The sequence below is a fragment of the Pseudomonas sp. AIG genome (assembly GCF_977020205.1).
The window spans coordinates 37,117-50,866 of record NZ_CDROCK010000007.1; the positions used below are offsets into that span (position 1 = coordinate 37,117).

Genomic DNA, 13,750 nt, shown 5'->3' on the forward strand with positions numbered 1-13,750 from the left:
AAACGGGTTTTACTGGATCTGCCCGTGGCAATGCTTGAATTTCTTGCCCGAACCGCAGTAGCACAGTTCGTTGCGGCCCAGCTTCTGCTCGTTGCGAACCGGGGCGGTGGCGAGGGCCACATCGACCTCTTCACCCAATACTTCCGGTTGCTCCAGACCTGGCGCTTCGGCGTGTTCGAACTGCATACGGGCGGCCAGTGCTTCGGCTTCCTGACGCAGACGTTGCTCTTCGGCTTCCGGATCTTCGCGGCGAACCTGAACGTGCGACAGCACACGGATCGAATCGCGCTTGATCGAATCGAGCAGCTCGGAGAACAGCGTGAACGACTCGCGCTTGTATTCCTGCTTCGGGTTCTTCTGGGCGTAGCCACGCAGGTGGATGCCGTGACGCAGGTGATCCATGGTCGACAGGTGGTCTTTCCACAGGTCGTCCAGCACGCGCAGTACGATTTGTTTCTCGAACGAGCGCAGTGCATCGGCACCGGCCTGGTCTTCTTTCTCGTTGTACGCCGCCATCAGCTCGGTCATGAGCTTCTCGCGCAGGGTTTCTTCGTACAGGTGATCGTCTTCGTCGAGCCATTGCTGAATCGGCAGTGTCACGCCGAAGTCGCTGGCAATCGAGGCTTCCAGACCGGCCACGTCCCACTGCTCTGGCAGCGATTGCGGCGGAATGTGCGCGCTGACGGTAGCGTTGAGCACGTCCTGACGGAAATCGGCGATGGTCTCACCGATGTTGTCGGCGGCCAGCAACGTGTTACGCATGTGATAGATCACTTTACGCTGTTCGTTGTTGACGTCATCGAACTCAAGCAGTTGCTTACGAATGTCGAAGTTACGACCTTCAACCTTGCGCTGTGCCTTCTCGATCGCGTTGGTCACCATGCGGTGCTCGATCGCTTCACCCGGCTGCATGCCCAGGGCTTTCATGAAGTTCTTCACCCGGTCAGAGGCGAAAATGCGCATCAGGCTGTCTTCCAGCGACAGGTAGAAGCGGCTGGAACCGGCGTCACCCTGACGGCCGGCACGGCCACGCAGCTGGTTGTCGATACGACGCGATTCGTGACGCTCGGAAGCAATCACTTGCAGACCGCCGGATTCCAGCACTTGCTGGTGACGCTTCTGCCAATCTGCCTTGATCTGGGCGATCTGCTCAGGGGTCGGGTCTTCCAGCGACGCGACTTCAACTTCCCAGTTACCGCCCAGCAGGATGTCGGTACCACGACCGGCCATGTTGGTGGCGATGGTCAGGGCGCCCGGACGACCGGCCTGCGCGATGATCTCGGCTTCTTTTTCGTGGAACTTGGCGTTGAGAACCTTGTGTTCGATGCCTTCCTTCACGAGCAGTGCGGACATGTGCTCGGAGGTTTCGATGGTGGCAGTACCCACCAGCACCGGACGACCGGCCGCCATGCTTTCCTTGATGTCCGCCACGATCGCCGCGTATTTCTCTTCGGCGGTGAGGAACACCAGGTCATTGAAGTCTTTACGCGCCAACGGCTTGTTCGGCGGAATGACCATGACTTCCAGACCATAGATCTGGTGGAATTCGAACGCTTCGGTGTCGGCGGTACCGGTCATGCCGGACAGCTTGGTGTACAGACGGAAGTAGTTCTGGAACGTGGTCGAGGCCAAGGTCTGGCTCTCGGCCTGGATGTTCAGACCTTCCTTGGCTTCGATGGCCTGGTGCAGGCCTTCGGACAGACGACGACCCGGCATGGTACGGCCGGTGTGTTCGTCGACCAGTACGACCTGGCCGTCCTGCACGATGTATTCGATGTTGCGGTTGAACAGCTTGTGCGCACGCAGACCGGCATACACGTGGGTCAACAGGCCCAGGTTATGCGCCGAGTACAGGCTCTCACCTTCAGCCAGCAGGCCGACGCGGGTGAGCATGTCTTCGATGAACTGGTGACCGGCTTCGTTGAGTTCGACCTGACGGGTCTTCTCGTCAACGGTGTAATGGCCAGCCTTGGTGACTTCGCCTTCGACTTCTTCAACGTGCAGTTCCAGCTGCGGGATCAGTTTATTGATCTCCATGTACAGCTTGGAGCTGTCCTCGGCCTGACCGGAGATGATCAGCGGGGTACGCGCTTCGTCGATGAGGATGGAGTCGACTTCGTCGATCACGGCAAAGTTGAGTTCGCGCTGGAATTTTTCTTCCATGCTGAACGCCATGTTGTCGCGCAGGTAGTCGAAACCGAATTCGTTGTTGGTGCCGTAGGTGATGTCGGCGGCGTAGGCCAGACGCTTCTCTTCCGGCGGCTGAAACGGCGTCACGACGCCGACGGTCAGACCGAGGAATTCATACAGCGGGCGCATCCAGTTGGCGTCACGACGCGCCAGGTAGTCGTTCACCGTCACAACGTGCACGCCCTTGCCGGACAATGCGTTGAGGTAAACACCCAGGGTCGCTACGAGGGTTTTACCCTCACCGGTGCGCATTTCGGCGATCTTGCCTTCGTGCAAGGTCATGCCACCGACGAGCTGTACGTCGAAGTGGCGCATACCCATGATGCGCTTGCCGGCTTCGCGGGCGACCGCAAAGGCTTCTGGCAACAGCTTGTCGAGGGTTTCCCCTTTGGCGATGCGGGCCTTGAACTCAGCGGTCTTGGCGCGCAATTGATCGTCCGAAAGGGCCACCATTTGCTCTTCGAAGGCATTGACGAGCTGCACCGTCTTGAGCATGCGTTTGACTTCACGCTCGTTCTTGCTTCCAAAAAGTTTCTTTAACAAAGGCGCAAACATATCGGCAGGATCTTCCACACTAAAGGGATGGAGGGCGGCCCCGTGAGCGTCGCCCGTGCAGCCCTCATGGCCGCATGCGAACGAGCATTCTACCCGGAAACGGAAGTGAGGAAAGTGGCGATGTTCCACGATGCTGGCACTGCGCTTTGACGGGGCTCACTTAAAATAGGGGCGTTTTGCTCAACTTCAAGTCATACAAGGCAGAAGTTAGTCGTTGATTTAATGGGTAAAGCGGGGGCAAAAGCAATGGGCGAGTGATTTCGGCCTTTCTGCTACCATGGCGTTTCTGTTACTTCAGGTGTTCGATCATGGCATTCCGCCCTCTTACGGCCAGAGCACCCGCCGTTCTCCTGCGCGAAGCCAAGCCGCTCAAAGCCATCCTCGGCCATGCCCAGCGATTGGGGCATTTGCAACGCCTGCTCGAAAGCCAACTGCAACCTGCCGCCCGCGAACACTGCCATGTAGCGTCGTGGCGTGAAGGCAGTCTGTTGCTGATTGTCACCGACGGCCACTGGGCCACACGCCTGCGCTACCAGCAAAAACGCCTGCAGCGGCAATTGCAGATGTTCGATGAGTTCGCCAGTCTGACGCGGATTCTGTTCAAGGTGCAGCCGCCGACGGTTCAACGCGGGGCAGTCGGGCACACGATGGACTTGTCCACGGATGCAGCGGCAACGATTCAGGCGACGGCGGACGGGATCACTGATCCGGGGTTACGCGCGGCGCTCGAACGCTTGGCGGCGCACGCCAAAGACAAATCCTGACAGCTATCAATAATTGTAGGAGTGAGCCTGCTCGCGATAGCGGTGAAACAGTCAACATTGTCGTGACTGGCATACCGCAATCGCGAGCAGGCTCACTCCTACATTATTAGATCAGCGGCGTTTGCTGCCACCGAGTAAAGAGCCCATCAGGCCGCGTACCAGTTGTTTGCCCAGATTGTTGGCGGCCTGGCGCATGGCGGATTTCAGCGCTTGGCCGGCGGCGGTGCCGAGGAACTCTCCGGCTATGTCGGCCAGGCTCGGCTCTTCAACCGCAGGCTTGCCAGCGGGTGCCTCGGCTTCAGGCGCCAAGCCTTTGCGGCCCATCAGAATTTCATACGCCGACTCACGATCGATCGGCTTGTCATAACGGCCCTTGAACGGCGACCCCGCGATCAGCAGCGTGCGCTCGGTTTCGGTCAACGGCCCGATTCGCGATTGCGGCGGTGCGACCAGCACACGCTGAACCATTTCCGGCGTGCCTTTCTCGGTCAACGTGCCGACCAGCGCCTCGCCAATCCCCAACTCGGTCAGCACCGACAGAGTGTCGAACGCCGGATTCGGCCGAAAGCCGTCGGCTACTGCGCGCAGGGATTTCTGCTCTTTGGCAGTGAAGGCGCGTAAACCATGCTGGATGCGCAGGCCGAGCTGCGCCAGCACGTCATCCGGCAAGTCCGCCGGTGACTGCGTGACGAAATACACGCCAATCCCTTTGGAACGGATCAAGCGCACCACTTGCTCCAGCCGCTCCTGCAGAGCCTTGGGCGTATCGCCAAAGAGCAAATGCGCCTCATCAAAAAACAACGCCAACAGCGGTTTGTCGGCATCGCCGCGCTCGGGCAATTGCTCGAACAGTTCAGCCAGTAGCCACAACAGGAAGGTTGCGTAGACTTTCGGCGCCTCGTGCACCAGCCGACTGGCGTCGAGCAAGTGAATGCGCCCACGGCCATCGGCGGTCGGTTGCAGAATGTCTTCGAGTTGCAGTGCCGGTTCGCCGAACAAGGCTTCAGCGCCCTGCTGCTCAAGGATCGCCAGACGGCGTAGCAGCGCCTGACTGGAACCGGTGGTCATCAACGCTGCGTCTTCGCCCAGCAGTTGCGGATTTTCCTTGAGGTGATTGAGCAGCGCTTTCAGATCCTTCAGGTCCAGCAGCAACAAACCCTCACGATCGGCGACCTTAAAGGCTGCGTAGAGCGCCGACTGCTGGCTGTCGGTCAGCTCCAGCAGACTGCCAATCAACAGCGGGCCCATTTCGCTCAGCGTGGTGCGCAATGGATGACCGGACTCGCCGTGGATATCCCACAACGTCACCGGATACGCCTGCGGCGTGTAGTTGAGCCACGGCATCCCGGCAATGCGCTCGGCGACTTTGCCCTGCGGGTTGCCGGCGGCACCGAGGCCACACAGATCGCCCTTGATGTCGGCGGCAAATACCGCCACCCCAGCGTCGCTGAACGCCTCGGCCAAACGCTGCAAGGTGACGGTTTTACCGGTACCGGTGGCGCCGGCGACCAGTCCGTGGCGGTTCGCCAGGCGCATGGCCTGAGCAATCTGTTGGCCTGCGAGGTCGGCGCCGATTACGAGTTGCGAGGAGTCAGGCATTTTGTCACCCAATGGTTAATCTTTGATTCTGCATGGCCGATAAAGAAGAGTGAGAGACCCGACCACAAGTCAGGCCGGACATTTCCCTAAGGAGAGACGGAAATATCAGCTTACTTTCACCCTTGCCCATTTTGCGCGCTTCTATAAAAGCACGCCCTGGACATTAAGACCTTAGCGGAACCCCAAGCCATGAACAAAAATCTGCGCTTCAGCCATAAAATTTTGCTTGCCGCCGCCCTCATCGTCATCGCCGCCTTCGCCTCGTTTACGGCGTACAACGACTGGTTGCAGCGCAATGCGATCCGCGATGACCTGAACAACTACCTCAACGAGATGGGCGAGGTCACTGCCGGCAATATTCAGACCTGGCTCAGCGGCCGTATTCTGCTGGTCGAGAACGCTGCCCAGAACATTGCCATCAATCCCGAACCTGCCAACGTCGCGAGCCTGCTGGAACAGAAAACCCTGACCTCGACGTTCATGGCCACCTATCTGGGTGATGCCACCGGGCACTTCACCATTCGCCCCGACACGAAGATGCCGGACGGTTTCGATCCGCGCGTGCGCCCTTGGTATAAAGGTGCCGAGAGCAGCAGCACCTCGACCCTGACCGAGCCGTACATCGACGCTGCCACCGGCCAATTGATCATTTCCATCGCCACCGCCTCGAAAAAGGCCGGCCAGAGCGTGGGTGTGGTTGGCGGCGACTTGAGCCTGCAATCGCTGGTCGACACCCTCGCCGCCCGCGATTTCGACGGCATGGGTTATGTGTTCCTGGTCAGCGCCGACGGCAAGATTCTGGTGCACCCGGACAAGGCCTTGGTGATGAAATCACTGAAAGAAGCCTATCCGCAGGACACCCCGCGCATCAGCAGCGACTTCAGTGAAGTCACCGTCGATGGCAAGACCCGCATCGTCACCTTCGCGCCGATCAAAGGCCTGCCGTCGGTGAACTGGTACATCGGTCTGTCGGTGGATAAAGACCAGGCTTTCGCCATGCTTAGCCAGTTCCGCACTTCTGCGGTGATTGCCACGGTGATCGCGGTGGCGATCATCCTCGCCTTGCTCGGCATGCTGATCCGCATTCTGATCCAGCCGTTGCACGTGATGACCCGCGCCATGGAAGACATCGCCGACGGTGAAGGCGACCTGACCAAACGCCTGACCATCGTCAATAACGATGAGTTCGGCGTACTGGGCACTGCGTTCAACCGTTTCGTCGAGCGTATTCACGGCTCGATCCGCGAAGTGTCGTCGGCCACCGGCCAGGTTAACGAAGTCGCCCTGCGTGTGGTTGCCGCGTCGAACTCATCGATGTACAACTCCGATCAGCAAGCCTCGCGTACCAGCAGCGTCGCCGCGGCGATCAACCAACTCGGCGCCGCCGCGCAGGAGATCGCCCGCAACGCCGCACAGGCCTCGAATCAGGCCAGCGACGCTCGCGGTCTGGCTGAAGACGGTCAGCAAGTGGTGGATCGCAGCATCAAGGCGATGAATCAACTGTCGAGCATGCTCAGCGCATCGAGCAGCAACATCGAGTCGCTGAACAGCAAAACCGTGAACATCGGCCAGATTCTCGAAGTGATCACCAGTATTTCCCAACAGACCAACCTGCTCGCGCTTAACGCCGCGATTGAAGCGGCGCGTGCTGGAGAGGCCGGTCGTGGGTTTGCCGTAGTGGCGGATGAAGTGCGCAATCTGGCACACCGCACCCAGGAATCGGCGCAACAGGTGCAGACCATGATCGAGGAGCTGCAGGTCGGCGCCCGTGAATCGGTGAGCACCATGAGCGACAGCCAGCGCCACAGTCAGGACAGCGTCGAAATCGCCAACCTCGCCGGGGAGCGCTTGAACAGCGTGACGCAGCGCATTGGCGAGATCGACGGGATGAATCAGTCGGTCGCCACCGCGACCGAGGAGCAGACTGCTGTTGTTGAGTCGATCAACGTTGATATCACCGAGATCAACACGCTGAACCAGGAAGGCGTGGAGAACTTGCAGGCGACGCTGCGGGCGTGTTCGGATCTGGAGCAGCAGGCTTCGCGTCTGAAGCAACTGGTTGGCAGTTTCCGCATTTAAGATCAAAAGCCTCCCCCTCACCCCAGCCCTCTCCCCCAAGGGGGGCGAGGGGGAAAGGGAGCAGATCTATATGCTTTTCAAAATCTGAGCTCGGCTCAGGAATTGCCAAGGGTAGAGGGGAAAGGGAGCAGATCTTCATGCTCAGAACCTGAGTTCGACTCAGGTCTCTCAAGTCGGCGTACCTCCAACATCCACCTCGGTCAGTCCCCTCTCCCTCCGGGAGAGGGTTAGGGTGAGGGCGCTCTTCAAACCCACCGCGCAATCCCGACCGAACATCTATTCTTGATAAAGGTCAACCAAGGGAGAACCACGCAGCGGAGGGTTGATCACCGTGCACATCGCCGACATCACTATGTTCTACGCCCCGGCCAGCGGTGGCGTGCGCACTTATCTGGATGCTAAACACCGCCGGCTGGGCGTTAAACCCGGCATTCGCCATAGCCTGTTGATTCCCGGCGCCCACTTCGGCGAACACGACGGCGTTTACACGGTTCCCGCCCCCGCCCTGCCCTTCGGCAAAGGTTATCGCTTCCCTCTGCGCCTCGCGCCCTGGCGAAACGTCCTGCAGGATTTGCAGCCCGATCTGATCGAAGTCGGCGACCCTTACCTGACTGCCTGGGCTGCACTGGATGCCCGACGGCAGCTGGATGTGCCGGTGATCGGCTTTTATCACTCGGACCTGCCACTGCTGGTCGGCAATCGCATGGGTCATTGGGTCACGCCGAATATCGAAGCCTACGTCACCAAGCTCTATGGCAACTTCGACCGGGTATTGGCGCCCAGTCAGGTCATGGCTGACAAGCTCAGCGGACTCGGCGTACGCAATGTCTTCGTGCAACCTTTGGGCGTGGATCTGCAAACCTTTCACCCTGATGCGGGTAACCGCCATCTGCGCGCAGAACTGGGCATCGCCGACGACACGCGGTTGCTGATTTTTGCCGGGCGCGGTTCGAAAGAGAAAAACCTGCCGGTGCTGCTCAATTGCATGAAACGCCTTGGCCCGCGTTATCACCTGCTGCTAGTTGGCTCGTCGATGCCCGCCGTCGTGCCGGACAACGTCAGTGTGATCGATGAATTCTGCCCGCCGTCGCGAGTGGCGCAATTGATGGCCAGTGCTGATGCTTTGGTGCATGCCGGTGATCAGGAAACTTTTGGGCTGGTCATTCTGGAAGCCATGGCCTGCGGCATCCCGGTGGTCGCGGTGGCTGCTGGCGCCTTCGAAGAAATCATCAGCGAGTCTTGCGGCCTGCTCTGTGCACCGAACAATCCGCAGGCAATGGCCAATGCCGTGCGCGAACTGTTCAGTCGCGGCTGCGTGAACCTTGGTCAACAGGCGCGCCAGCATGTCGAGCTCCATTACGCGTGGGACACGGTGGTCGACAGCCTGTTGGGCCACTATCACGCAGTTCTCGGACATACGCTGCCACGGGTGGCCAATGGCTGAGTCGATGAATAATCCCGCCGTCTTGCTGGTGCTGCACGATGTAGCACCGTCGACGTGGGCGGATTACCAACCCTTTATCGAGGCGGTCGACGCATTGGGCAACGTGCCGATGACGTGGTTGGTCGTACCCGACTTCCACCGGCACAATGCCCTCGACGACCACCCGGCATTTTGCCGACGGCTGGATGCGCGCGTCGCCCGCGGTGACGAGTTGGCATTACATGGTTATTTCCATGATGACCAGGAACCCGGTCCAACGACACCGCGCGACTGGTTCATGCGCCGCGTTTACACCCATGAAGGCGAGTTCTACCGTTTGTCCCGCGAAACCGCCCTCGCCCGTCTGCGCGATGGCGTTGAGTCATTTCAGCGTTATGGCTGGCCACTGCACGGTTTCGTCGCGCCGGCCTGGCTGATGAGTGACGGCACCCGCCAGGCCCTGCGTGAATTGCAGCTGAGCTACACCAGCGACCCGCAGCACCTTTATCGCTTGCCGGACTTCACTGCCATCCATGCACCGGGCCTGGTCTGGAGCGCCCGCAGTGCCTGGCGTCGTGGCGTGTCAAAAATAGTCAGCGGGCAGCGAGAACAGCGCTGGTGCCAGGCGCCGGTGATTCGGCTAGGCTTGCACCCGGTGGACATGCGCCACCGTTACTCCCGTGATTACTGGCTAAACACCCTCAAACGCTTGTTGGCCGAAGGACGCGTACCGATGACCAAAATACACTGGCTCGCTCAACAGCGCGGTCAACCGGGAAGCGCCGCATGAGTCGCGGCATTCTGTTGTTGGTCGGCCTGCTCGCTGCCGTGCTGATTCCGGTTGTGCTCGGCGGCAGCGAAACCTGGGCACGGCTGCAAAGTTTTCCGCTGCACTGGCTGCTGGTGATGTTCGGCATGATTCTGCTCTGCTGGGGGATCAATACCCTGCGCTTGCGCCTGTTGCTCGGCGATCAACGCGACCGCGTCACGCCGCTGAAGAGTCTTGGCGTGGTCATGGCCGCCGAATTTGCCTATTGCGCGACACCCGGCGGCAGCGGCGGACCGCTGACGATCATGGCCCTGCTGGCTCGCTCGGGCGTCCGGCCGGCCCGCGGCAGCGCGGTGTTTGCCATGGATCAGTTGAGTGACCTGCTGTTCTTTCTTTGCGCCCTGAGCGGGATCCTGATTTACGCGCTGTTTCAGCACCTCAGCGATCGGCTGGAGTGGCTGCTGACCGTCAGCGCCGTTTCGTTGTTTGGCGGCTTGTTCAGTTGTGTATTGCTCGCGCGTTATCACCGCGCATTGATTCGCCTGAGTGGGCGACTGTTGGCGAGGATGAACGTCAAGAGCAGCACCCGACGCCGTTGGGCGCGCAAGTTGCTGCACTTTCTCGCAGCGTTCACCGACACGCTGAAGTTGCCCTGGCAGACGCTGGTCAAGGTCTTTGCCCTGACGTGTGTACATTGGCTGCTGCGTTACAGCGTGCTGTATCTGGCGTTACGTGGCCTCGGTGCGGACTTGCAGTGGGCCTGGAGTTTTCTGGTGCAGATGCTGTCACTCGGTGCAGGTCAATTCAGCCTGCTGCCGGGCGGCGCGGGAGCGGCAGAACTGACGTCGGCGGCGCTGCTGGCGCCGATGGTGGGGAAATCCACCGCAGCGGCGGCGATTCTGATCTGGCGGGTGGTGACGTATTACTTCTATCTGCTGGTCGGTGGCCCGGTGTTTTTGTTGATGCTGGGCCGGCCGCTGTTGAAGAAGCTAATGAACGTCAGACAGGCTTCTTAGCGCTGTCCTGATCCTCTTTCTGGAGTTGCTCCCACAATTCGGCTGCGCCGGGAAACTCGGTACCGTCCTCAGGACTCATGTCATCCGGGTCGTAGCGGCTCAGACAACCCTCACCCAAGGTCGCGGGCGCTTTGGAAGTGGCTTTGTCCAGTGGATCGGTCATGGGCTTTTCCTTGGTGCAGAAACGGCGAAGGGCCTGAAGCGATTGAACGCTCAGACCCTTCGTTTTTCAAGCCTGTGTGGTTTAGATCAAAACACCACAGTCTTGTTGCCGTGCACCAGCACACGGTCTTCGAGGTGATAACGCAGGCCGCGCGCCAACACCATTTTCTCGACGTCACGGCCGAAACGCACCATGTCTTCGATGCTGTCACTGTGGCTGACGCGAACCACGTCCTGCTCGATGATCGGACCGGCGTCGAGCTCTTCGGTCACGTAGTGACAGGTCGCGCCGATCAGCTTCACGCCACGCATGGAAGCCTGGTGGTAAGGCTTGGCACCGACGAACGACGGCAGGAAGCTGTGGTGAATGTTGATGACCTTGTGCGCGTATTCACGGCACATGTCCGGCGGCAGGATTTGCATGTAGCGCGCCAGCACCACCACTTCGGCGTCGTGCTGTTTGACCAGACGCGACACTTCGTCGAAGGCCGGTTGCTTGTCCTGCGGATTGACCGGGACGTGGTAATAAGGAATGCCATGCCATTCGACCATGCTGCGCAGGTCATCGTGGTTGGAAATCACGCAGGAGATTTCACAGTCCAGTTCATCGCTGTGCCAGCGATGGAGCAAGTCAGCGAGGCAGTGGGATTCGCGGCTGGCCATCAGCACAACGCGCTTTTTCTGCTCGGTGTCGGTGATGCGCCAGTCCATCGAAAACTCTTCGGCGATCGGTGCAAACTTCTCGCGCAGCACTTCAATACCGAAAGGCAACGAATCGGCACGAATTTCGTGACGCATGAAGAACCAGCCCACTTGATTGTCCGAGTGATGGCTCGCTTCGGTGATCCAGCCGTTGTGGGCTGCCAGAAAATTACTGACTTTGGCAACAATGCCAACGCGGTCCGGGCAAGAGATCACCAGCCGAAAAGTGCGCATGAGGGGGAAACTCCAGAACTTCGCAAAGGCCGCCATTCTAGCGGCTGCGGGGGAAAACTGCAGTATTGATCAACACGGATCCACGCCTGACCCGGCGCCAGGGATGCTTGATGGCGTCACCGCCAGCCTGGCGCTGATTCTGCGGCATCACTTGATCAGACAACTGTGAATATCTGTGATGACTGGATCACACTATTTAACTGAATATTCAATAGCACGCAGTTTCTCGTAACTAATTTAAATAAAAACCCCGGTTAAATGTTTACTTGATGAAACAGCCTGACTATTATTGCGGCACTGTCCCCTGCCATTCAGCACTCTACTAAGGTAGTAATCATGTCCTTGATCAACGAATATCGCGCCACCGAAGAAGCTATCAAAGAGCTGCAAGCCCGTTTGAAGAACCTGTCCCAAGACGACAAACTGCAAACCGAGCTGGAATTCGAAGGCAAACTGCGCACCCTGATGGGCGAATACTCCAAGTCCCTGCGCGACATCATCGCGCTGCTGGACCCGGAAGCAAAAACCAAAGCTCCACGTGGCGGCGCAGTAAAAACTACCGGCACCAAGCGTGCTCGCAAAGTTAAACAATACAAAAACCCGCACAACGGCGAAGTCATCGAAACCAAAGGTGGCAACCACAAAACTCTGAAAGAGTGGAAAGCCAAGTGGGGCGGTGACGTGGTTGAAGGCTGGGCTACCCTGCTGGGCTAAGCCCGCAACGCCTTCGCAGAGCGATCCGCGAAAAAACAAACGCCAGCGAATGCTGGCGTTTTTTTATGCCCGGCATTTAAGTCCGGTCATGTTCGATTTCAAAGATTCAAACGTTTGCGCAATGCCTGGACATAATTCTGCCATTCATTGAGCACCTCACTCTGCAACGGCGTGGCATTAAGCGACCATTGCTCTGCCGCCTCGGTAAAAGATTTCAAGGTATTCGGTGCGCCGCATTCTGGTGCGGACAAACGCTGCTGACAAAATATTCTCCAGCGCTCTTGCTCCTCGAAATTCAACGTCTCGGGAAAGTTGCGTGCGCGATATCGAAAGAGTAATTCGGGCAAACGTTCGTCATCGAAAGGCCATTGCTCTTGCGCGAGTTGTGCCGGGTCGGCGCTCCTCACTTGCTCACATAGGCGCCGGTCGCGGTCGCCGATAAATCCGTCGTACAACTGTTGTTCCGGATCCTCGCTCGGCGTGAAATCTTCACTGACATAAATTGCCGCAACTTTATCTTTCCAAACTTGTTGTGCGTCAGTTAGCCGCAGTGCTCGCTGTTGATAGAGCTCCATGTCCAGCCCCAGCCGTTGCTGATCTTGCGCGCGCAAAACGGAAAGCGGCGCCACCACCGGGCAACGGTTGATGTGAATCAGCTTGAGCGGCACCGGCAACTCGCCTTCCAGCAAATCATCGCGACGCGTGTACAAACGCTGGCGTAGCGTTTGCGCGTCCAGATCGAGCAACCCTTGCGGGTCAAGGTGCAGGTCGCAGACGATCAGGGCATTACGGTTTTTCGGGTGCCAGGCCAGCGGCAGCACCACCCCGACATAACTGCGCGCCGCCGAGAAACGTCCGGAAATATGCACCAAGGGCTGCAACAGGCGAATCTGATCCATGACCTTTTGCTTGCTGCGCAACTGGAACAGCCAGTCATACAGCTTTGGCTGTTTTTCGCGGATCAACCGCGCCAGGGCGATGGTCGCGCGCACGTCTGACAACGCTTCATGAGCGTGGCCATGATCGATATTGTTCGCCGCCGTCAGGCGTTCGAGTTTGAGGGTCACCCGGCCTTCGTCATCGGTCGGCCAGACCAGTCCGTCAGGACGCAACGCATAGGCCGCGCGTACCACATCGATCAGATCCCAGCGGCTGTTGCCGCCCTGCCACTCTCGGGCGTAAGGGTCGAAGAAATTGCGATACAGGCTGTAACGGGTCATCTCATCGTCGAAACGCAGTGTGTTGTAACCGGCGCCGCAGGTGCCGGGGGCCGCCAGTTGGGCATGCACCCGGGTCATGAAGTCCGCTTCGCTCAAGCCCTTTTCGGCGAGCTGGCTCGGGGTAATGCCGGTGATCGCGCAGGCCGCCGGATGCGGCAGGATGTCTTCGCTGGGCTGGCAGTAGAGATTGACCGGCTCGTCGATTTCGTTGAGTGCATGGTCGGTGCGAATCCCGGCCACCTGCAACGGGCGATCATTACGCGGATTGATGCCAGTGGTTTCGTAGTCGTACCAGAAGATTGAAGTCACGGGCGGTTCCTGAA

11 protein-coding genes and 1 pseudogene are annotated in these 13,750 nt (G+C 59.0%); 7 read left to right on the forward strand and 5 right to left on the reverse strand.

Going from position 1 to position 13,750, the window contains the following annotated elements; translation table 11 throughout:
- Positions 1-9: 9 nt before the first annotated feature.
- On the reverse strand, positions 10-2,745 hold the full coding sequence (secA, locus tag ACWR1S_RS06620; RefSeq protein ID WP_093430502.1) for a preprotein translocase subunit SecA: 2,736 nt from the start codon (positions 2,743-2,745) through the stop codon (positions 10-12).
- 308 nt (positions 2,746-3,053) lie between these two features.
- Between secA and ACWR1S_RS06625 the strand changes: the two genes are divergently transcribed.
- Positions 3,054-3,509: a DUF721 domain-containing protein gene (locus ACWR1S_RS06625; RefSeq protein ID WP_454562892.1), complete on the forward strand. Its 456-nt coding sequence runs from the start codon at positions 3,054-3,056 to the stop codon at positions 3,507-3,509.
- A gap of 111 nt (positions 3,510-3,620) precedes the next feature.
- On the opposite strand, the gene ACWR1S_RS06630 is transcribed toward ACWR1S_RS06625, so the two are convergent.
- Positions 3,621-5,108, reverse strand: coding sequence for a helicase HerA-like domain-containing protein (locus ACWR1S_RS06630; protein ID WP_454562893.1), 1,488 nt, complete (start codon positions 5,106-5,108; stop codon positions 3,621-3,623).
- Between the two features lie 189 nt (positions 5,109-5,297).
- Between ACWR1S_RS06630 and ACWR1S_RS06635 the strand changes: the two are divergent.
- The 5 genes and pseudogenes from ACWR1S_RS06635 to ACWR1S_RS06655 all read left to right on the forward strand — a co-directional run.
- Positions 5,298-6,329, forward strand: a pseudogene (locus ACWR1S_RS06635) (HAMP domain-containing protein); the annotation flags it as partial.
- Between the two features lie 93 nt (positions 6,330-6,422).
- Positions 6,423-7,187, forward strand: a complete 765-nt coding sequence (locus tag ACWR1S_RS06640; protein WP_371043227.1) for a methyl-accepting chemotaxis protein — start codon at positions 6,423-6,425, stop codon at positions 7,185-7,187.
- Between the two features lie 352 nt (positions 7,188-7,539).
- Positions 7,540-8,631: a glycosyltransferase family 4 protein gene (locus tag ACWR1S_RS06645; protein WP_454562952.1), complete on the forward strand. Its 1,092-nt coding sequence runs from the start codon at positions 7,540-7,542 to the stop codon at positions 8,629-8,631.
- A complete protein-coding gene (locus ACWR1S_RS06650; RefSeq protein ID WP_454562894.1) occupies positions 8,624-9,400 on the forward strand; it encodes a DUF2334 domain-containing protein in 777 nt (258 codons plus the stop codon). The genes ACWR1S_RS06645 and ACWR1S_RS06650 overlap by 8 nt, the downstream gene beginning before the upstream one ends.
- Positions 9,397-10,395: a lysylphosphatidylglycerol synthase transmembrane domain-containing protein gene (locus ACWR1S_RS06655; RefSeq protein ID WP_454562895.1), complete on the forward strand. Its 999-nt coding sequence runs from the start codon at positions 9,397-9,399 to the stop codon at positions 10,393-10,395. The genes ACWR1S_RS06650 and ACWR1S_RS06655 overlap by 4 nt, the downstream gene beginning before the upstream one ends.
- Here the strand turns inward: ACWR1S_RS06655 and ACWR1S_RS06660 are convergent.
- The gene (locus ACWR1S_RS06660; RefSeq protein ID WP_454562896.1) at positions 10,379-10,558 is read right to left on the reverse strand and encodes a hypothetical protein; all 180 of its coding nucleotides are present in this window, start codon (positions 10,556-10,558) and stop codon (positions 10,379-10,381) included. The genes ACWR1S_RS06655 and ACWR1S_RS06660 overlap by 17 nt on opposite strands.
- Positions 10,559-10,644: 86 nt before the next feature.
- The gene (gene purU, locus ACWR1S_RS06665; protein WP_011335666.1) at positions 10,645-11,493 is read right to left on the reverse strand and encodes a formyltetrahydrofolate deformylase; all 849 of its coding nucleotides are present in this window, start codon (positions 11,491-11,493) and stop codon (positions 10,645-10,647) included.
- 336 nt (positions 11,494-11,829) lie between these two features.
- Here purU and mvaT point away from each other — a divergent pair, with 336 nt between their 5' ends.
- Complete coding sequence (gene mvaT / locus ACWR1S_RS06670) at positions 11,830-12,207, forward strand: histone-like nucleoid-structuring protein MvaT (RefSeq protein WP_008058684.1); 378 nt, start codon at positions 11,830-11,832, stop codon at positions 12,205-12,207.
- Positions 12,208-12,305: 98 nt separating this feature from the next.
- Here mvaT and sbcB read toward each other — a convergent pair whose 3' ends face one another.
- A complete protein-coding gene (gene sbcB, locus ACWR1S_RS06675) occupies positions 12,306-13,736 on the reverse strand; it encodes an exodeoxyribonuclease I (protein ID WP_454562897.1) in 1,431 nt (476 codons plus the stop codon).
- Positions 13,737-13,750: the final 14 nt, after the last annotated feature.

Bases quoted from the DNA above. Each gene is read 5' to 3' on its own strand.
- ACWR1S_RS06660 (WP_454562896.1), bottom strand. From the start codon at position 10,558: ATGACCGATCCACTGGACAAAGCCACTTCCAAAGCGCCCGCGACCTTG.
- ACWR1S_RS06630 (WP_454562893.1), bottom strand. From the start codon at position 5,108: ATGCCTGACTCCTCGCAACTCGTAATCGGCGCCGACCTCGCAGGCCAA.
- purU (WP_011335666.1), bottom strand. From the start codon at position 11,493: ATGCGCACTTTTCGGCTGGTGATCTCTTGCCCGGACCGCGTTGGCATT.
- ACWR1S_RS06640 (WP_371043227.1), top strand. From the start codon at position 6,423: ATGTACAACTCCGATCAGCAAGCCTCGCGTACCAGCAGCGTCGCCGCG.
- ACWR1S_RS06625 (WP_454562892.1), top strand. From the start codon at position 3,054: ATGGCATTCCGCCCTCTTACGGCCAGAGCACCCGCCGTTCTCCTGCGC.
- secA (WP_093430502.1), bottom strand. From the start codon at position 2,745: ATGTTTGCGCCTTTGTTAAAGAAACTTTTTGGAAGCAAGAACGAGCGT.
- ACWR1S_RS06645 (WP_454562952.1), top strand. From the start codon at position 7,540: ATGTTCTACGCCCCGGCCAGCGGTGGCGTGCGCACTTATCTGGATGCT.
- ACWR1S_RS06650 (WP_454562894.1), top strand. From the start codon at position 8,624: ATGGCTGAGTCGATGAATAATCCCGCCGTCTTGCTGGTGCTGCACGAT.
- mvaT (WP_008058684.1), top strand. From the start codon at position 11,830: ATGTCCTTGATCAACGAATATCGCGCCACCGAAGAAGCTATCAAAGAG.
- ACWR1S_RS06655 (WP_454562895.1), top strand. From the start codon at position 9,397: ATGAGTCGCGGCATTCTGTTGTTGGTCGGCCTGCTCGCTGCCGTGCTG.